The sequence below is a fragment of the Prevotella brunnea genome (genome assembly GCF_008016795.1).
Taxonomy (GTDB): Bacteria; Bacteroidota; Bacteroidia; order Bacteroidales; family Bacteroidaceae; genus Prevotella; species Prevotella brunnea.
Map to the genome: position 1 here is coordinate 1 of NZ_SDIK01000035.1, position 20564 is coordinate 20564.

At 38.4% G+C, this 20564-nt stretch carries 19 protein-coding genes; 9 read left to right on the plus strand and 10 right to left on the minus strand.

What is annotated here, in order from left to right; translation table 11 throughout:
* Positions 1 to 309: 309 nt before the first annotated feature.
* The 8 genes from ETF27_RS05060 to mazG all read right to left on the minus strand — a co-directional run bounded on the left by ETF27_RS05060 (position 310) and on the right by mazG (position 6167).
* Positions 310 to 1824, minus strand: coding sequence for a glycoside hydrolase family 10 protein (locus ETF27_RS05060; RefSeq protein WP_130828756.1), 1515 nt, complete (start codon positions 1822 to 1824; stop codon positions 310 to 312).
* A 33-nt stretch (positions 1825 to 1857) separates the two neighbouring features.
* Positions 1858 to 2271 (minus strand): hypothetical protein, encoded by a 414-nt coding sequence (locus ETF27_RS05065; protein ID WP_130828757.1) that lies wholly within the window; start codon positions 2269 to 2271, stop codon positions 1858 to 1860.
* A 28-nt stretch (positions 2272 to 2299) separates the two neighbouring features.
* The gene (locus tag ETF27_RS05070) at positions 2300 to 2686 is read right to left on the minus strand and encodes a hypothetical protein (protein ID WP_205012816.1); all 387 of its coding nucleotides are present in this window, start codon (positions 2684 to 2686) and stop codon (positions 2300 to 2302) included.
* A 76-nt stretch (positions 2687 to 2762) separates the two neighbouring features.
* Positions 2763 to 3311: an RNA polymerase sigma factor gene (locus tag ETF27_RS05075; protein WP_130828759.1), complete on the minus strand. Its 549-nt coding sequence runs from the start codon at positions 3309 to 3311 to the stop codon at positions 2763 to 2765.
* A 31-nt stretch (positions 3312 to 3342) separates the two neighbouring features.
* Entirely contained in the window at positions 3343 to 3654 is a 312-nt protein-coding gene (locus tag ETF27_RS05080; protein WP_130828760.1) for a T9SS type A sorting domain-containing protein, read from the minus strand.
* 130 nt (positions 3655 to 3784) lie between these two features.
* A complete protein-coding gene (locus tag ETF27_RS05085) occupies positions 3785 to 4699 on the minus strand; it encodes a ribonuclease Z (protein WP_130828761.1) in 915 nt (304 codons plus the stop codon).
* Between the two features lie 3 nt (positions 4700 to 4702).
* Positions 4703 to 5260 (minus strand): lipocalin-like domain-containing protein, encoded by a 558-nt coding sequence (locus ETF27_RS05090; RefSeq protein ID WP_130829727.1) that lies wholly within the window; start codon positions 5258 to 5260, stop codon positions 4703 to 4705.
* Positions 5261 to 5273: 13 nt separating this feature from the next.
* Positions 5274 to 6167, minus strand: coding sequence for a nucleoside triphosphate pyrophosphohydrolase (mazG, locus tag ETF27_RS05095; RefSeq protein WP_130828762.1), 894 nt, complete (start codon positions 6165 to 6167; stop codon positions 5274 to 5276).
* A 131-nt stretch (positions 6168 to 6298) separates the two neighbouring features.
* Between mazG and ETF27_RS05100 the strand changes: the two genes are divergently transcribed.
* Together ETF27_RS05100 and ETF27_RS05105 are read left to right on the plus strand one after the other, a co-directional pair.
* Entirely contained in the window at positions 6299 to 8992 is a 2694-nt protein-coding gene (locus tag ETF27_RS05100) for a valine--tRNA ligase (protein WP_130828763.1), read from the plus strand.
* Positions 8993 to 9089: 97 nt separating this feature from the next.
* The gene (locus ETF27_RS05105) at positions 9090 to 10271 is read left to right on the plus strand and encodes a clostripain-related cysteine peptidase (protein WP_130828764.1); all 1182 of its coding nucleotides are present in this window, start codon (positions 9090 to 9092) and stop codon (positions 10269 to 10271) included.
* A gap of 62 nt (positions 10272 to 10333) precedes the next feature.
* Here the strand turns inward: ETF27_RS05105 and ETF27_RS05110 are convergent, their stop codons facing one another.
* Together ETF27_RS05110 and nth are read right to left on the minus strand one after the other, a co-directional pair.
* Positions 10334 to 11044, minus strand: coding sequence for a DUF2461 domain-containing protein (locus ETF27_RS05110; RefSeq protein WP_130828765.1), 711 nt, complete (start codon positions 11042 to 11044; stop codon positions 10334 to 10336).
* Between the two features lie 10 nt (positions 11045 to 11054).
* Positions 11055 to 11705, minus strand: a complete 651-nt coding sequence (nth, locus tag ETF27_RS05115; RefSeq protein WP_130828766.1) for an endonuclease III — start codon at positions 11703 to 11705, stop codon at positions 11055 to 11057.
* Between the two features lie 138 nt (positions 11706 to 11843).
* On the opposite strand from nth, the gene ETF27_RS05120 reads away from it, so the two are divergent.
* The 7 genes from ETF27_RS05120 to ETF27_RS05150 all read left to right on the plus strand — a co-directional run bounded on the left by ETF27_RS05120 (position 11844) and on the right by ETF27_RS05150 (position 20553).
* Positions 11844 to 12065 (plus strand): hypothetical protein, encoded by a 222-nt coding sequence (locus ETF27_RS05120; RefSeq protein ID WP_130828767.1) that lies wholly within the window; start codon positions 11844 to 11846, stop codon positions 12063 to 12065.
* 772 nt (positions 12066 to 12837) lie between these two features.
* On the plus strand, positions 12838 to 16515 hold the full coding sequence (ileS, locus tag ETF27_RS05125) for an isoleucine--tRNA ligase (RefSeq protein WP_130828768.1): 3678 nt from the start codon (positions 12838 to 12840) through the stop codon (positions 16513 to 16515).
* Between the two features lie 99 nt (positions 16516 to 16614).
* The gene (locus ETF27_RS05130) at positions 16615 to 16998 is read left to right on the plus strand and encodes a TraR/DksA family transcriptional regulator (protein WP_130828769.1); all 384 of its coding nucleotides are present in this window, start codon (positions 16615 to 16617) and stop codon (positions 16996 to 16998) included.
* 55 nt (positions 16999 to 17053) lie between these two features.
* Entirely contained in the window at positions 17054 to 17722 is a 669-nt protein-coding gene (locus ETF27_RS05135) for a lipoprotein signal peptidase (RefSeq protein ID WP_130828770.1), read from the plus strand.
* 16 nt (positions 17723 to 17738) lie between these two features.
* Positions 17739 to 18683, plus strand: a complete 945-nt coding sequence (locus ETF27_RS05140) for a DUF4296 domain-containing protein (protein ID WP_130828771.1) — start codon at positions 17739 to 17741, stop codon at positions 18681 to 18683.
* Positions 18680 to 18883: a hypothetical protein gene (locus ETF27_RS05145; protein WP_130828772.1), complete on the plus strand. Its 204-nt coding sequence runs from the start codon at positions 18680 to 18682 to the stop codon at positions 18881 to 18883. The genes ETF27_RS05140 and ETF27_RS05145 overlap by 4 nt, the downstream gene beginning before the upstream one ends.
* A 29-nt stretch (positions 18884 to 18912) precedes the next feature.
* The gene (locus tag ETF27_RS05150) at positions 18913 to 20553 is read left to right on the plus strand and encodes a M23 family metallopeptidase (RefSeq protein ID WP_130828773.1); all 1641 of its coding nucleotides are present in this window, start codon (positions 18913 to 18915) and stop codon (positions 20551 to 20553) included.
* Positions 20554 to 20564: the final 11 nt, after the last annotated feature.

Genomic DNA, 20564 nt, shown 5'->3' on the forward strand with positions numbered 1-20564 from the left:
GGATGCCGACATGAAACTCATGCTTGAAGCAGCGGCTGAATCGCCACCCGAGGTAACAGAAAATGAATAAGGGGGCTTGTCACTAACATGCTGTCATCCGAACTATTGTGTCTCAATGAGTTGGAATGAGGATTTCTATGTTTAGCGGACAGTAATAAAAAGGATTACCAATGGTTGGTAAAGGGATTACCAATGGTTGGTAAAGGGATTACCAATAGTTGGTAAAAGGACTTGGCATATAGATACACTTGTCAGTATTCGTTTATAATTTGAAATCTGACTGCAAATAGTTGGAAGTATAAAGTCAAACTATAATTTTACTTTTTTCTTTTTCCCTGCACTTTCATTGCTCATTCTGTCAAGAGCAGTAATAACATAAGTATATTTTGTGCTACCTTTCTCATAATCGAGTTTGATTCGATTATCACAAGTTATTGCTAAAATATGCGAAGCATCCTCCGTGTCTATGGTTTCATCTGGGGCAAACCTGTATATAACGTATTTGTAAGCTTCATCATTCCATTGTTTTGCCTTTGGTGCTTTCCATGTCAGGTAATACCCATCTTTTGACCATTTTGTTTTCACCGACCGTGGTTTTTTAGGTGCCTTATCATCGATGAACGGCATGAGTGGTTGTAAAGCAGGATATTTCCAATAGTTGGTGCGTAATAAAGTTGCATAGTTTCCGGGATTTTTAACAACTGATGTGGAATACCATAAAACAGTACCTTGCACGTTTTCCGACTGTTGATGCAAGCGATGTTTCGCGGGTAATTGGTGCAATCTTGGGTTTTGAGGATCTGCATGCCTAACTGTTCTAAGCACATCTTCACCTATATACAATGGACGATTTCCTGCATACCGATTCCACCATTGGATTAATTCTTTGTAGTCGGCTGCCTTATGTCCGATTTCCCAATAAAGTTGTGGGACACAATAATCTACCCAACCATTATTTATCCATTTTAATACATCGGCATACAGTTCGTCATAATTTTGTAGTCCATTTGTTTTGCTTCCGATATTGGGGGCATTCTTAATATTTCTGTAAATCCCAAAAGGGGATACACCAAACTTTACCCAAGGCTTAATTTTATGTATCGTCTCGGACAAATCCTTGATAAATCTATCAACATTATCTCGTCGCCAGTCTTTAATATTTCCAAATCCGCCACCATAAATACTAAATTCTCTTATGTCAGGAATACTTAATCCAGAAACCGGATAGGGATAAAAATAATCATCGATGTGCAATCCATCAATGTCATATCTCTGCAAAATATCTTCTACGATTTTACAGATGTAATTTCTATTTTCAGGTATTCCCGGATTAAGGATGGATAGCCCGTCATATGAGAAAATGCGTTCTGGATGTTGCAGAACAATGTGATTGGCAGCTAACTCCATCGTTGATTTTGTTTTCGCCCGATAGGGATTAATCCAAGCGTGTAGCTCCATGCCTCGTTTGTGGCATTCTTCTATCATCCATTGCAAGGGGTCCCAATAAGGAAATGGTGCCTTACCTTGTTTGCCGGTGAGAAATTTGCTCCAAGGCTCGTATTTGCTTGGATAAAGTGCATCACATTCGGCACGGACTTGAAAAATAATGGCATTGACACCTATTTTTTGAAGTTCATCTAATTGTGAAATAAGAGTAGCTTGCATTTTTGCCGTACCTATCCCCTCAAATTGTCCGTTCACGCATTGAATCCACGCTCCTCTAAATTGTCGTTTGGGATGTGAAGTCTGAAAAGCAAAAGTGCTTGCACACAACATGACGGTTATGGCAAGCATTGCAACTCTGAGTAAATGAATTTTTCTCATTGTCTCGTTTTTCTGATTTATAGAGTTTATTTCTTATTTGGCAACTTTGCGAAAATATTGTCTATAGAACTTTCGCTCAGCCTTTAAAGCTGTGTTTAGCTTCATGGCTGGTAGTTTTTTTAGCATTCGGTCATGGTATTCTTTTTCAATACGTTTAATTCTAAAATTCAAATCATCAATTTTTAGAATAACATTTCTTGCCGCAGCATTGCTCGTTGGAGTGCTTCTTTGATAATTGCGCAGCTGTTTATGTAATTTTTGCTGTTTAGCTTTCATCTCATCATATAAAGGGAAAAAGTTATCAGCTTCTTTTCCGGTAAGATTGGCAGACGATATGATGAACTGATGTATTTCTGCCCTAAACTTTTCCGGGTCAAACTTGCAATGCGCACTGATGTTCAGCGTGCACAAGAAAAAAATAATTAATGCGGACAATATCTTTTTCATTTCTTTAATTCTTGGTTTTGCGAGAATATTAATTATCAATCAAACTTGCGTACATATCTGTTTCATCCATCATCATATAATCGACAGCTTCATCCAAATCATCTGACGAGGGCTTAGATATTATCATTCTATCCTGTGTGGAGGTAATTTCCTCGTGGTGTGTTTCGTTACCGGTTAAGAATGCTCTAAATGAAAGAAAGATAATGAATACAAAGCAAATGACCGTAGCTGCAATAAAGAACGGTTTGAGCCTGATTAAAAAGTCAGAATGTTTGGGACGTTCACATCCAATTGAACCCACATCATTTTTAAGCTGTTCCATTATTCTGCCTGACAGAGTATCAAAATATCTTGCAGGAGCTTTGAATGGTCTGTTATTCCCATATTTGGATAGTAATTGTTTTTCTAAGTCCATCACATATTGTTTTCAAGTATATTCCTTTTTAATGGGACTATATATCATTCTGAAAGTTTAAAAAGGAAAACTTTATTTATTGGCACTTTTTTATATAATCTGTAATCTTTTGTACGGCGATGTGATAAGAAGCTTTAAGCGCACCCTCACTTGTGCCTAATAGCTCATGGATTTCCGAGTATTTCAGTTCATCATAGTAACGTAGTAAAAAGACAGTTTTTTGGACTTCCGGAAGTGTGGAGATAGCCTCTTGAAGCAATGCTTGACTCTTATCACCATCAAAATAGTTGTCCGCCACCAGTTTGTTCATTATATTGCCCATATCGTCTTTTCCAACCGAAGCAGTATGTTTTTTATGCCTTAGAAAATCTAAGGATTCATTAATGGCAATCCGGTAAAGCCAGGTAGATAACTTTGATTTGTTCTTAAAATCCCCAATACTTTTCCAAGCTTTTAAAAAGGTGTTCTGAAGAATATCATCGGCATCTTCATGAGATAATACAAAGCTACGAATTTTCCAATATAATGGATTACTATATTGTTCTACCAATAAAGAAAAAGCTTTTTCTCGTGTTTGAGGAGCAGCGATTAGCTTAAGGAGTTCGGTATCTTCGATATGAGGCACAACGTAAGATTATGTCTTATTAAATATCGCTTTATCTGATAATGATTTTGCGAGTTACGTTGCCAACCTTTACTATATAACATCCTTTGGGCAAATTGAGATTGTATCGTTTGTCTTGCCCATCTACCTTAACGCTCATTACCCGAACACCTGTAACATTATAGATATAGAGCATCTCGTCGTTTGCTCCCTCTACTCGAAGCACAGAGCCTGATATTGAAATAGTAATATTTCTAAAATCTTGACTAATGATCTCAAGAGCATTTTCCGCTTTCACAGTATTTGGAAAAACGAAATTCAGTGATATAAAAGCGAGAATTAAATAAAGTATTTTTTTTGCCATACACTATAACAACTTATTTATGCAAAGATAGGAATTTTATTTCGCAACCTTATATTTTACATAGCTATTACTTGTAAATTTAATATAAATTAAGAGAACAAAACTATCAATGCCTCTATCCGGCAGTGTCTTATATATCTATCACCATCCCCTCGTTGGTAAGTGAGCTGTTTGGAAAAATACTTTGTGCCTGACTTAATAATATTTCTTCATTAGTATATCTTGCGGAATAATGACCTAAAAGCAATTTTCCGGCTTTGGCTTTTTTTGCGACCATTGCGGCTTCTCTTGCAGTACTGTGGAAATAAAGCTTTGCACGTTCTTGGAAGTCATCGGCATAAGTACTTTCATGGTAAAGGACAGTAACTCTTTCCACTTTTTTGTACAAAGTGTCAATAAAGCGTGTATCCGAGCAGTAAGCATAACTCCTTGGCGGTTCTGCTGGGAATGTTAATTTATCGTTGGATATTTTTTTTCCATCTTCAGTTACCCATGACGCGCCCATCTTGATATTGTTAATTTGACTAACGGGTATATTGTAAAAATCTATCATTTCCCGTCGGATATGTGGCATATATTGCTTCTCTCTGAAAAGAAACCCACAACAAGGTATTCTATGTTCGAGAGGGATTGTCTCAACAGTGAGGCTTCTATCTTCATAGATAATCTCGCTTCTATCAGCATCTATGGAATGAAAAGCCACGTCATATTCTAAACTGTCGCAGAAAAGTTTTAGGGATTGAAGAAAATACTCTTTGAAAGCCGAAGGAGCATAAACATGAAGAGGAGCTGTCCGTCCTGTCATGCCAAACGTAGATATCATTCCAAGCAATCCAAAACAATGGTCGCCATGTAAATGTGAGATGAAGACCCCTTGTATCTTAGAAAAGTGTACTTTAGAACGCCTTACTTGTATTTGCGTTCCTTCTCCACAATCTATCATGAACATCTTGCCTCGTATCTCCACTATTTGACACGAAGCGTTATGTCGTAATGTGGGTAAAGCACTCCCACACCCTAAAATGTGTATTCTGAACGGTTCCAATGATTACTTCTTACGAGTGAATATGAAAATGCCATCTTTATTTTCCAACGATAGGGTATCGGCACCCAATTGAAGAATGTCGAATGTGTCTTTTGACAGAACAAGCTGACCATTATACATCTTCCATGAACTCCAAGGGTTTCGTTCAGACTCTATTTTTGAAACAATGGCTCCACCTTCTTTCAATTCAAAATCTTTATCCAAACTATTCCAACTTCCAAGCAAAGAGGTTAAATTGACAGCACTGCGCAATATCAAATCACCATATTGTTTATATCCGATGACTGCAAATCTGTCCCCAACGAGTTTTCCGCCTTTTACCACTTCCAATGTATCGTCCGGGTTTTCAAGAAATTCAATAGTATCACCTGCGTCTGTAAGCAACAGTATTGAGTTCATTCCACCGTCCAGCATAACACCATAAATTGTACTGTCTCCTGCATTAAGTGAGTCGGAGTTTGAAGTGTTTTGCACCAAAACTTGTTTGGATTTATTGTTTTTGCAACCAATAACGGTTATTGCTAAAATAGCGATTACAAATAAGAAAGGTAGTTTTCTCATAATATTTGTTGTTTTATAATTCATGTCTCTCAAGTGATTTTGCTTCATTCCATAATTTATCCATTTCAAATAACGTCATATCTTTCAGATATTTGCCCATTTTCTTTGATTGTTTTTCCACATAGGAAAAGCGTGAAATGAATTTTTGACAAGTCTGTTCAAGCGCATTGTCAGGGTTAAGTTTATAAAGTCTCGCGGCATTGATAACCGAAAAAAGGAAATCTCCCAATTCTTTTGTTGAGTTTTTCTTGTCATCTTTTGATAGTTCCTGCTTTAACTCTTGCAATTCTTCTTCTACTTTTTCCCATACATCTTCCTTTTGTTTCCAATCAAAGCCTACATTCCGAGCTTTGTCTTGGATGCGATATGCCTTTATGATGGATGGTAGTGCATCAGGAACACCTGACAAAACTGTTTTATTTCCATTGCGTTCCATTTGCTTCCGTTGCTCCCAAGTTGATTCTACCTGGTTGGCAGTAGTTGGTGCTTTATTCGGAATAGATCCATTGTGCTTTTGTATTAATTCATCTTTATAAACAACACGTCCTTCAGTGTTGATAGTCATATCTTTATCTGTCAGATACCAACCTCTCCAATCTATAAAGTCATGTCTGAACATCAATTTGTCGGATTGGGCATTGCAGACATCCGCTACATCAAACTTTTCTATTTCGCTACCAAGCAACGAATAGAATATGATATGCTCCATTAAGTCTCCAAGTTCTTTGCAGATGTTTTTATAGTCTTGGTTTATTAATGCTTCCGCCAACTCGAAAGTTTCTTCAATCGTGTTGGGACGCAGGCTTTCAAAAGTTTGTTTTCTGTCCCAGGGGCACTCTTTTCTCAATCGCTCCTGTATGTCGAGCAATCGTTCGAAAGCCTTTATTTTTTCTTCTTTTGTATGCAATTTTTGGAAATCTAAAGTTAAAAGTAATACTATTTATTTGTATTTGTTATGCAAAGATACAAGTTTCATCCGATTTTTTCGTAATTTTGCATCGATTTTAATTTTAATAAAGAAATTATAATACAAGTATAATGGAATTAGCAAGCAAGTACGATCCGCTGAACGTGGAATCTAAATGGTATGATTATTGGCTTAAAAACGATCTTTTCAGTTCTAAGCCTGATGGACGTCAACCTTATACAGTAGTAATTCCTCCTCCAAACGTTACAGGTGTATTACACATGGGACACATGCTTAATAATACCATCCAAGACATACTCGTTCGCCATGCAAGAATGGAAGGTAAAAATGCTTGCTGGGTGCCTGGAACTGACCATGCCAGCATTGCAACTGAAGCCAAAGTGGTAAATAAACTCGCCAAAGATGGCATCAACAAATCAGATCTTTCTCGTGAAGACTTTTTGAAACATGCTTGGGCGTGGACAGATGAACATGGTGGAATAATATTAAAGCAATTACGCAAGTTGGGATGTTCGTGCGATTGGAAGCGAACGGCTTTCACCATGGATAAGGAACGCAGTGAAAGTGTGATAAAAGTGTTCTGCGACCTTTATGATAAAGGGTTGATTTATCGTGGTGTCAGGATGGTGAATTGGGATCCGAGTGCGCAAACAGCCCTTTCTGATGAAGAGGTCATCTACAAAGACGAACATTCAAAACTTTATTATCTAAAATATTACATTGCGCCGGAAGATCAAAATAAGGTTCAACGTAAATCGGACGAAAATGTAATGCATAAAGATAATAAAGGATACTACGCAGTGGTGGCAACAACTCGTCCGGAAACCATTATGGGCGATTCAGCAATGTGTGTTAATCCGGAAGATGAGAAAACTACTTGGCTGAAAAATCTACATGTGATAGTTCCTTTGGTAAATCGCTGCATTCCGGTCATTAATGATTCATACGTGGATATCAATTTTGGTACCGGCTGTTTGAAAGTAACCCCGGCTCATGACATAAACGATCATGCGCTTGGGTTAAAGCATAATTTGGAAACTATCGATATATTCAATGATGATGGCACCATGTCCAATGCGGCAGGTCTTTATGTAGGTCAAGATCGCATGGATGTTCGCAAACAGATCTCTATTGATTTAGAAAAAGCCGGGCTCATGGAGTCAATTGAAGACTACAACAACAAAGTTGGCTATTCAGAGCGCACTAATGTTCCCATAGAGCCAAAGCTTTCTACCCAATGGTTCCTTAAAATGCAACACTTCGCTGATATTGCTCTCGAACCAGTCATGAAAGATGACATAGAATTCTATCCCAAGAAATATAAAAATACCTATCGCCATTGGTTGGAGAACATAAAAGATTGGTGCATTAGTCGTCAGTTATGGTGGGGACACCGTATTCCTGCTTATTATTTCAAAGATATTCAAGGCAAAAATGCTATCGTGGTTGCCGAGAATAAAGAAAAGGCATTGGCATTGGCTACAGCCATCAACCCAAATGTAACTCTTGCCGATCTTCAGCAGGAAAGCGATTGTTTGGATACATGGTTTTCGAGCTGGCTATGGCCAATCTCTGTCTTTAATGGTATTAATGAACCTGATAATGAAGAAATAAAATACTATTATCCGACAAGTGATTTAGTAACAGGTCCTGACATTATTTTCTTTTGGGTAGCAAGAATGATAATGGCAGGTTACGAATATCGAAAGAATTTCCCATTCAAACATGTTTATTTTACAGGAATAGTACGCGACAACCTTGGGCGCAAGATGAGCAAGAGCTTAGGGAATTCACCCGACCCCTTGGAACTTATCAACAAATATGGTGCGGATGGCGTTCGTATGGGTATGATGCTCTGCGCACCTGCCGGAAACGACATTTTGTTTGATGAGAGTCTCTGTGAACAAGGTAGAAACTTTAATAATAAAATATGGAATGCATTTCGTCTCGTAAAAGGATGGAGTGTTGCCGATATTGATCAGCCGAAAGCCAATAAGATAGCAACCAGTTGGTTCGATGCAAAATTAAAAGCAGTCAATATAGAGTTGGAAGAGCAATTCAAAGGCTATCGTATTTCCGAGGCTTTAATGACGGTTTACCGACTTTTCTGGGATGAATTCTCAAGTTGGTATTTGGAGATGATTAAACCACAATATGGATGCCCCATTGATAAGAAGACATACGATGCAACGCTTCGTTTCTTTGAGACTTTGCTAAAGATGCTCCATCCATTCATGCCTTTTATCACGGAAGAATTATGGCAGCATATCTTCGAACGTGGCGATGGTCAAAGTATTATGCTGGAAAGGCTCACGCTTCAATCTCCTTCAGAGAAAGAACAGAAATTAGTTGAGCAGATTGAGAGCATGAAGCAAATCGTGAGTGGTATTCGAACGATTAGAAATCAGAAGAACATCGCACCGAAAGTTGAGCTGAACTTTGAAATCGTTGGAACAAACAATTTTGAGCAATATAACAGTGTAATTACCAAGATGGCTAACCTCAAGTCAATCAATGTCGTAAAGGAGAAAAGCTCTGATGCCTCCGCCTTTATGGTTGAAACGGATAGCTTTGCCGTGCCTCTTGGTGATTTAATTGATGTTGATGCAGAAATCAAGAAACTCGAAAAAGAGTTATTACACTTAGAAGGTTTCTTAAAAGGTGTTACCGCCAAACTTTCCAACGCTAATTTTGTTGCTCATGCGCCGGAGGCTATAATTGCTAAGGAACGCAAAAAGCAAAGCGATTCAGAAGAGAAGATAGCAGCTATCAAAGCAGATATTGAAGAACTTAAAGCAAAATAAACCAGCAATACCAAGTAGCGAATACATAAGGTTTTTCTTTATGTGTTCGCTTGTTTCCATTGTGAGAATATGCGAATTACATAAATAAAGTATAGAGATGGTAAAAAAAATCTTATTCTTGTTTTGTTCGTTGGTAATGTTTTCATGTACCCAAAACGATGAGCCGGAACCGCTAAAAATAGAGGCGGATAAAACCATCTTTATGTATCTGCCATGGACGGGAGGAAGCGATCTTAACAGTAAAGGCAAACCTATTTATATGGGACTTTACGACTTGTTTAACGAGAATATTAAAAGTGTAGAGAGGGCGATAGAGACGTTAGGTTCCACGCAAAAAACTCGCACACTCGTTCTTATATCCGACAAGCCTTCTTCTGCTTATCTTTTTGAGATACTTTATCAAAATGGGAAATGTACAAGAGACACACTTCATCACTATGTTAATTTGCAAACCAATCGTGATGGGTTGTCTAATGTGATTTCCAAAATCAAACAAATTTCACCCACACGCACTTATTCGATGATTATGGGTGCACATGGGTCAGGATGGATACCCAAGAACAAAACACGAAGAAGAACACGTAGCATTGGTGGACTTACAGCTTCCGAGCAGTTTGATATATCAGAGATTGCCGATGCCATTGCTATGAATGGGATAAAGCTCCAATTCTTGTGCTTCGATGATTGCTATATGTCGAACGTGGAAGTGGCATACGACTTGAAAGACGTAACGCGATACATCATAGCATCTACGAGTGAGGTTATGGATACTGGCATTCCTTACGAGACCGTGTACAGATATATGGCGTCCGGCGAACCTAATTATGAGGCCATCGTGAAAGGTTTTTTGAGTTATTATTCGGCACCAAATCCTTATCCGTATGGGAGTCTCTCGGTTATTGATTGTAATTATGTTGAGGATATGGCACGTGTCATTCGACAATTTAATCATTCCGGAACAGATGCTCCATCTGGCGCAGAAGTAGCACCTCAAGATCCATACGAAATGGAGAATCATAATTATTATGATCTTGGCGACTATCTCAGAAAATACAACCTGAAGTTGTTCTCACAAGGAAAGGATAGCATCAGATATAATGATGCGTTGATAAACCTTGTTCCGTACAAAATTAAAACGGAAAAACTCTATACCATGTATTTTGGAGGCAGTTCTTATACTGTGCGAGCATATTCCGGAATAACCATCAGCGACCCGGCAACAAGTCCGAGCACTTTCAAGAACAAATTGCAAACCCGTTGGTGGAAAGCCACACATTAATAATTAATGAAATAGGAGGAGGAAGGTAGCGCAATACCGAATATTGGTAAGCAGTACTATTGTTATTCGTAATCATCAATGACACTATTCATGAAGTCCATCATGGGTTTACCTAATTTGCAAATTTCAACAAATTCCTCTATCCATCCTTCTCCTTCAAAAAAGTTATCAGAAACTTTTTTCCAGCAACAATAATCTTTCATTCTCAAATATTGGGCAAATTCATAGTCTCTCGGAAAACCTTTAGGCATCGTCTTCAATGCCGCAAGACCAAATCCCCTTTCCGTAACCTTGTCATTTTCCCAATGACCACTGTTGGGGAGTCCAAAGGTCTTTACAAATTCTTCTGATTCCACTATACTACGCCAATTCTCAATATTTACCATCAGTTCGTTTCTACATGACGTAAGAATATTCGTGGGAAGCCAATAAGAGCCAACGGCTATCAGACAGTTACTTGGTTGGACATGAATGTAATAACCACCCCTTAGAGCTTTCCGACCTTTCGCGCAAATGTAGGCACCAAAATGGCGTTTGTACGGACTTTTATCCGGTGAGAATCTTATGTCGCGATAAAAACGATAAGTGCAGTCTTTAACATCCAAATGCGAGACTTCATCATCGAAACCTGCCAAAGCCCTAATGGCTTCGGCTATACCTAATTCAAAACTTTGTCTCGCAAGCTCGTAATCGTTTTTATGTTCCTGAAACCATTCGCGATTATTATTGATTGCAACGTCATTCAAGAAATTTAATATCAGAGTTGTATTCATGAGTAGATGCTTATGATAATTTACTGCCTTCAAAAATTTTGGGACAGAGGAATTCAAATTGACACTTGGCACATTGTGGAGACATGCTTTTACAAATATATCTGCCGTGTAATAGCAGCCAGTGATGCGCCGAAGATACTTCATTCAAAGGAATATTCTTCATGAGGTAATCTTCCACTTTTCTCGGATTGTTAGCTTTGCGAGGTACAAGTCCCATTCTGTGACTGACACGATATACATGTGTATCAACAGCTAAAGTGGGCTTACCAAACCATACAGCTTGAATTACATTCGCGGTCTTCCGACCAACGCCCGGTAGGGTTGTCAGCTCATCAGGATTGGAAGGCACCTCTCCATTAAAATCCGAAACTAATTTCCGAGACATTTCCACCAAATGTTTTGCTTTAGAATTGGGATAAGATACACTTTTTACATATTCAAACACGTCTTCCACTTCTGCTCGAGACATTGTTGTTGCGTCGGGATAACGTTCAAACAGTGCGGGAGTTACTTCGTTTATGCGTTTATCCGTACATTGTGCCGATAGCAGCGTGGCGCATAGAAGTTGAAACGCGGATCCAAACATAAGCTCTGTCGAAATCGGACCTACGTTTTTACGAAAATACTCCAATATGTAATCGTATCGTTCTTTTCTTGTCATGTTCGATTTACCAAACTTTAAATATTTCAATTGAAATAACTAACATAATATGTGCAAAGATAGTAAAAACTTGGAGAAAATTTGGTGTTTTGCCAAAGATAACGTAATTTTGCAAAGCATACAAATAATTAAAGTATTATGACAACAGCATTGATAGGATTGGCGGCTTTGTTTATAATTGCCTTGATAGGCTGGGCGATTGCTGAAGCTAAGAGTAAAATAATCCTCTTCTCACATTCGGATGAAGAAGCAGAAGGTGTAGCAGAAATGAAAGAGGCTTTTGAGACAAATGGCAATAAAGAACTAACACTGAAAGACTTGGTGAAGAAAAATTGCACCAAAGGTTATCAATCAATTTAAGCCTTAGTTTCGATCGAATAAAGAGCATTTCCCTGTTACGATATGATAGGCATGGAAATGCTTTTTTTTATCTCCTTCTCTTTGAAGACACCGTTTGCAAGTTTTAAGTAAAAGTTGATGTGAGAGGTCATTACATATTTACTACAGATTGTACCATCTCATCTCCGATATTTTTTATCATCAATATAATCGAGAATAGATTGATAATGGGGGCATTGTTTCCAACTCAAATCGTTATATTGGAGCTTCACTCGTAATTGCAAATACGTGCCACCATACCTGCAAAATGAAAAATTCAATGCTTTGTCAGCCATCAAATTAGCAATAGGTCAGCTTTTGCTTTTCAAAAGCTTAGCTTTTGGAGGGTAAAAGATAAGCTTTTGAGAGGCAAAAGATAAGCTTTTAAAACGGAACTCTAAATCGCTTATTATCAAAGCTTTATTACAACAATAATTAAGTGTACCACGCAAGTCGGTTTGTCATGATAAATAAAGCATGCCTTGGGCGTTGGTGGTTTGAGAATTCTGTTTGTTTACTGATTTTGAATTGCATGATTAAAATCATTGACTGCCCCTTAAATGAGATAGCGTTCTCAGGCAAACATTAAACGATTGAAAATGTGTCAAAGGCATATTCAGAAAACACAGATTGCAGCCATATCGAATGATTAAGTGCGCTATCTAAACCTATTACATTTTATTTTTTTGGTTGTTTCGACTATTATTTATATCTTTGCATACTCGTAGAATAATAGATTTAGAAGAATAATAATATGGCTAAAAAATTCGCCGAATACAATGGCCTGGATTTGGTTAAAACCAACAAAGATGTGTTGGAGCAATGGAAAGAAAACGATATTTTCCATAAGAGTATTGATGAACGTGAAGGAGCTCCAAAGTTCATTTTTTTTGAAGGACCTCCATCAGCGAATGGTCATCCGGGCATCCATCATGTTCTGGCGCGTACCATAAAAGATACGTTTAACCGCTATAAAACCATGCGAGGATTCCAAGTTCACCGTAAGGCCGGATGGGACACACATGGATTACCCGTTGAGCTGGGAGTTGAGAAAGAATTGGGTATTACAAAAAAAGATATCGACAACAAATCCTCTGAAAAATATATTTCAACTGAGGATTACAACAAGAAATGCCGGGAAAACGTCATGAAGTTTACGGAAGAATGGCGTAAACTTACGGAGGAAATGGGATATTTTATCGATTTGGATCACCCATATATTACTTATGACAATAAATATATAGAAACCCTATGGTGGCTGCTTAAGCAGCTGTACAATAAGGGGCTGCTGTATAAAGGCTATACCATTCAGCCCTATTCTCCGGCGGCAGGTACCGGCTTGTCGAGCCATGAACTCAATCAGCCCGGTTGTTACCGTGATGTAAAAGATACTACTGTTACCGCGCAATTTAAAATCGTTGCTTCCGATTGGGAGGCATTCGTTAAGAAACATGGCATTAAATGGAATAATTGGGGAGAGCCTTCGTTCTTGGCATGGACAACCACTCCTTGGACATTACCATCTAATACGGCATTGTGTGTGGGTCCAAAAATTGATTATGTCATTTTAGAAACTTATAACCCATACACGGCAGAGAGAGTTTCAGTTTTCATTGCCGAATCAAGGGTTTCTGCTTATTTCAAACCAGAAGGAGAAATTAAAGAAGGTGAAGAGTTGCCGGATTACGCTTCAGGTGACAAAATCTTACCATATCGCATTATAGCAAAGGTTAAAGGAAGTGAACTTGAAGGTGTTAGGTATCAGCAACTTATGCCATGGATTAAACCCGTAGAGAAAACTGGAGACTTTGCTGCAAAATTTGTTAATGACTACGCCCAAGCCCATCCGGAGAAAGTTTTTGATAGTGAAGACGGACGCGACAGCTTTGTCGAAATGTCGAGCGAGGCTTTCCGCATTATTCTTGGCGACTACGTTACAACAGAAGATGGTACGGGTATCGTGCACACCGCCCCTACATTTGGTGCCGATGATGCCAAAGTTTGTAAGGATGCTAATATCCCGGCTCTATACCTGATATCCAAAAAGGGTGAGACGCGCCCAATGGTGGATTTACAAGGTAAATATTATTCCATAACTGACTTAGATCACAATTTTATCCGATGCTGTGTAAATGAACAGGCTTATGGAACTCATGCGGGTGATTACGTGAAGAATGCTTACGATCCCAAGTTCAATCAAAATGGTGTATGGGATAAAGTCGCAAGTGAGAAATCTGAAGACTTAAATATCATTATGTCTTTGGAAATGAAAAAAGAGGGTACGGCATTTGCCATTAAGAAGCACGTACATAATTATCCGCATTGTTGGCGCACGGATAAACCCATTCTTTATTATCCACTTGATAGTTGGTTTATAAAGGATACGGCAAAAAAAGACCAAATGGTGGCTCTTAACAAGACCATCAATTGGCAACCGGAATCAACCGGTTCGGGAAGGTTTGGAAATTGGCTCGAGAATTTGAATGATTGGAATTTAAGTCGTTCGCGTTTTTGGGGAACTCCGCTTCCGATTTGGCGAGATGACAAACGTAATGAAAAATGTATTGGCTCAATAGAGGAACTGTACAATGAGATAGAAAAATCAGTCGCAGCGGGAATTATGAAGTCGAATCCCCTGAAAGAGGAAGGTTTCATAATTGGTGATTACAGTCGCGAAAATTATGATAAGATAGATTTACATCGTCCATATGTAGATAATATTATTTTGGTAAACGACAACGGAGAGCCAATGTACCGTGAAAACGATTTAATTGATGTGTGGTTTGACAGTGGCTCCATGCCGTATGCACAGTTACATTATCCGTTTGAAGGTGAATTGGATGAAACATCCATGAAGGAAGCCGGACTAACTGAAACAGAATGTCGTAGCCAATTGATAAATTCCGAATATAAGGGAATACCGGTACCTCCGGCATTTTATCCTGCCGATTTCATCAACGAGGGAGTTGATCAGACGCGAGGATGGTTCTTTACCTTACATGCGATAGCTACGATGGTGTTTAATTCCGTCGCATTTAAGAATGTTATTTCCACAGGGTTGGTTCTTGACGCTAAGGGGAATAAGATGAGTAAGCATGTGGGTAATGTAACCAATCCCTTTGAAATGTTAGAGAAATATGGTGCCGACCCTGTTCGTTTCTATATGCTGACGAATAGTGCTCCATGGGATAACTTGAAGTTTGACCCAAAAGGGGTTGATGAGTGCCGCCGAAAATTCTTTGGCACATTGTACAATTCCTATGGCTTCTTCGCTCTTTATGCGAATGTGGATAAATATGTAGCTCCCGATTTAGGAGACAATGAGTGCGTGCTGAATAGCGATGCGCCGGAGATTGATAGATGGATTATCTCCAAATTGAACTCCTTGATATTACATGTAACTGAAGAATTGGAACGCTTCGATCCAACACGTGCCGGTCGGCTCATTGATAATTTCGTTAATGATGATTTGAGTAATTGGTATGTTCGTCTAAATCGCAAACGTTTCTGGGGCAAAGAAATGAGTGCTGACAAGAAGAGTGCTTATGATTGTCTTTACATCTGTTTGATGACCATTTCCAAGTTGATGGCACCTTTAGCTCCTTTCTATTCAGATAAACTGTATCTCGATTTGGGAGGAACAAAGGAAAGTATACATTTGGAAGATTGGCCTAAAGTGAACGCTTCTTTCATCGACGCAGAATTGGAGACCAAAATGGATATGGCACAGCGTATCACTTCAATGGTTTTGGCTTTACGGCGTAAAGTGAATATTAAAGTACGTCAGCCATTGGCTCAAATAATGATACCGGCAATTGACGACACTCAGAAACGACATATTCAAGCTGTTTCAGAATTAGTTAAATCTGAAGTGAACGTGAAGGCACTTAACTTTATCGAAAGTCAAGGAATATTAGTTAAAAAAGTGAAGTGCAACTTTCGCGTAATGGGCAAAAAGTTTGGAAAGCGGATGAAAGCAGTAGCTTCTCAAATGGATAGCCTTACTCAAGATGATATCGCTGCTTTTGAAAAGACTGGATTCTATGAATTTGACTTATCAGACGAACACGTGATTGTGGATATAGCCGATGTTGAGATTATATCTGAGGATATTCCCGGTTGGCTGGTCAGCAATGAAGGAAACCTCACTGTGGCATTGGAAGTTGAGCTGACAGATGAACTTCGTAATGAGGGGATGGCGCGTGAGCTTATCAACAGAATTCAAAACCTACGGAAAGAAACCGGATTTGAGATTACCGACCGCATCATTGTTACTATCGAGTCTCATGAAAAAACCAATGCTGCATTGGACAGCTTCAGCGATTTAATTAAAAATCAGGTTCTTGCCAATGACATTGTTATTGCTGACAATAACGGAACAGAAGTTGATCTTGATGGATTCAAACTTAGAATAACTGTAAACAAGGCTTAGTGAGGAGTATAAAAAACAATGATTGGATATAAAATGCTCATCGTACGTAATATTTACAGCTCTCAAACAAATCTATTAATTCAATAAACATATAACCTTATGGACATAAAGAAACGCTATAGTGATGAGGAACTTGATGAGTTCAGAGTCATAGTAAATGAAAAACTGAAAATCGCGAAGTCGGATTATGAGGAAACAATGAAAGTACTCATGAACAAGAATACAAATGACATTGATGATACGTCACCGACTTACAAGGCATTGGAAGAAGGTAGCTCCAATCAGACGAAAGAAGAACTTGTGCAAATGGCACAACGACAACAGAAATTTATTCAAGGATTGCAGGCTGCCCTTGTTCGTATTGACAATAAAACATACGGAATTGACCGTATAACAGGAGAATTGATTCCAAAGGAAAGATTGCGCGTGGTGCCTCATGCTACTTTGAGCGTAGCTTCTAAACAGGCAAATAAAGATCACTAATTTGTCAATTATCCGGAAACTTATCTTCTCATGGAAAACAGTTTCTTTTAAGGAAATGATAAACAGAGGAAAGAAAACAATTATTGCTTGTTCACTCATTCTATTTTTGTTAGCAATAGATCAAGTAATAAAAATCGCTGTAAAGCTCAACATGAATCTTGGGGAATCAATTGAAATATTCGATTGGTTCCACATTGAATTCATAGAAAATAGTGGCATGGCTTTCGGTATGGAACTGGGAAGCAAACTCTTTCTGAGTTTGTTCAGAATTGTTGCCGTATGTGGATTAACATGGTATATTTGGAAGAAGATAAAAGATGGAGCAAGGCTCGGCTATGTCATAGTTCTTTGTATGATTTACGCGGGTGCCTTCGGAAATATTATTGACTCATTAATATATGGTGAGATATTTACGGAATCGCATCCTTATTATTTAAATCTCCCTCCTGCACATTTAGTGGAGTGGGGTAATGGATATGCTTCAATACTGCATGGAAAGGTAGTTGATATGTTTTCGTTTCCTCTTTTTCACGGCACGTTCCCGACTTGGATTCCATATGTTGGCGGACAGGAATTTTTGTTTTTTTCTGCCATCTTTAATTTTGCTGATGCATGTATTAGTGTAGCGGTTTTCATCCTCCTACTTTTCTATAGGAAAGATTTTAACGGATATATACCTAACTGCCAACAAGAAAATGAAGGGGTGAAGTCATACGAAGGATGATTATATTTGTTTGAATATGATAAGAAACGAAAAAGTATTGTATGTTTATTTAATGATATCATTTTTTTTATTGATATCATGTAAACCTACTGTTCCTTCCAATTATATTCAACCGGGCGATATGGAAAAAATCCTTTATGATTATCATTTGGCAATGTCTTTGGCAACACAAAAAGGAAACTCTTCGCAAATTCAAAAAACCTACAAGTTGATGGCTCTGAAAAAGCATGGCGTATCAGAGAGCCAGTTCGAATTATCCATGCGGTATTACATGAGACATACGGAAAAACTTCACAAAATCTATGAAAACTTATCATTGAGATTTGAAGAAGAAGCCAGAATACAAGGGATTTCTGAAAATGATTTGAATCAATATGGTTCATCGATGTTGCAAGGGGACACAGCCGATATATGGAACAAAGCTAAATCTATGATCTTAACACCATACGCTCCACGTAATTATGAGTATTTCACCATTAAAGCGGATACTTCTTTCCACAAGGGTGATAAGCTAATGCTCAACTTTGATTCAAAATTTATCATTCAAGATGGCACTCGCAATGCTATTGTTGTATTAAATGTTGTTTTCAAGAACGATAGCATCTCTTCACAAACGTTGCACATCAACTCTGATTCCCACCAATCATTGGTATTGGAAGATAATGACGGATTAGGCATAAAGTCGGTTTATGGCTATTTCTTAATGGCAAAACCTCAAGAATTGAGTTCTACATTTAAGTTGTTGATACTTACAAATATACGTCTAATCAAGATGCACGTCCGTGGTTCGGAAGGCAATCAGCCTGACTCCATGAAGGCAACTGGAGATATTCGAATGGTTGGTGATAATCCCGTCAATCCTCACTTACCTCTGAAACCTTATGACGAGGAGTTGAAAGAGCAACGAACTCCTCAAGAAGCCATGAGAGAGCGGAATATTCCAGAACGAGTGCCAAGATGAAACGTTTTGCAGCACATAGAGTTGTTTATGCCGGTACAGTTCACAAGCCGGGGGTTGTTGAAATTAACAATGGTAGAGTTACAGCTCATTATAAGCTAACTGAAGAAATTGCTATGACGATGTGGTTGAGAGGAACCATTGAGATTTTAGAAGACGACAATACCCTTAAGGCGTATTACGATAATGCCCTTTTGGGTTAATCAGAAATGAATAGTAAACAATCATACACATGAAATATATATTGGGCTTTCTGTTGGCAGCATTATCTTTCAGCTCTCCGGTTCACATTCCCGTTCAACTTGCGGGAAATTTTGGAGAACCGCGCCCCAATCATTTTCATGGGGGAATTGATATAAAAACTGACAGAGGTGTTAATTTTGGTGTTTATTCCGTTGCAGATGGATATGTAGCAAGAGTAATCGTGGAGAAATACGGCTTTGGCTATGCATTAGTTATTGCACATCCCAATGGACATTCCAGCATTTACGTTCACTTAAATCGTTTTGCCCCTCAGATAGAGGCAGCCGTAAAACAATGGCAATATAAGAATCATCAATTTTCCGGCGACATCTCTTTTACTCCGGGACAGATCGCAGTTCACAAAGGGCAATTTATTGGTTTAAGTGGTTCCACCGGTGCGTCCCAAGCGCCACATCTTCATTTGGAATATCATGAAACCAAGACCGGGGTAATGCTTGATCCGCTCATTCCATTAAGTCATATATTAACGGATAACACTCCCCCGACAGCTTATTCTTTCAAGAGTTTTCCTTTACCCGGCGAAGGCGTATTTCAACATACACAAGAATCTCGCGTCTTTGGATTTTCCAAACAAAAATTTGAAGCTTGGGGTAAAGTCGGATTTGCTATTTTTGCTCACGATAACATGGACTCAGTCTATAACAATCTTGGTGTACGCTATATCCAGTTGTATTGTGACGGAAAATTGGTTTTCTCCAGCAATGTGAACGAAATTCCGGCGAATAACAATCCGATGATAAATGTATGGGGTGATTTTGAGCATTATCAGCGCAGCCACATCTGGTTCTTAAAGTCATTTATAGAACCTTCAAATCGTTTGCCAATATTGTGGGCTGATAAGGATAAAGGAATCATCAATTTTAATCAATCGCGCGATTATCACTTAAAATATGTTCTGAAGGATTATTATGGTAATAAGAGTGAAAAGGAGTTTATAGTGCGTGGAAGACCGGAAAAAATTGTCCAGATGGTGAAAAACAATTCTCCTTATTTAATACAGCCAACACGCCATAACATTTTACGATTTGAGAGTGTAAAATTAGAAGTGGGTAAATACTTACTTTCAAAGAATTATCTGCTACATCCTCAAATTTTGCCTATTTCAGATGCAGTATCTTTCGGTTATCGCTTCCAACCTAATTCAACATTCCTGTTAGGAGAAGGGACGATTCACATAAAGATAAATAAAAATATACCAGACCCCTCAAAATTATTTATCGCTTCCTGTGGGTCCATGAATGAAATCTCTGCCAATCTTCGCTTTCTCTCTTCTACGTATAAAAACGGCTGGGTAAGTGGGAAAATACGAGATTTAGGCAAAATATATTATGCTGCGTATGACGATATTCCCCCTACCATCCAACTCAAGAATACCAATCCGAGAGATATAATTATAAAACTTGCAGATAATGCCAGTGGAATTAGAAGCTATGAATGTTATATCGACAATCAATTCGCTCTTTTTACATTCGGCAAAGACAGCAGAGTTATTCGATGTAATTTGTTCGATACTCCGATACTACCAGCTAAGAAAGAAAGAGAATTAAAAGTGATAGCCAAGGATAATGTGGGAAACACAAAGCAATTCAAGGCAATAATCAAATATTAGAGAATTATTAA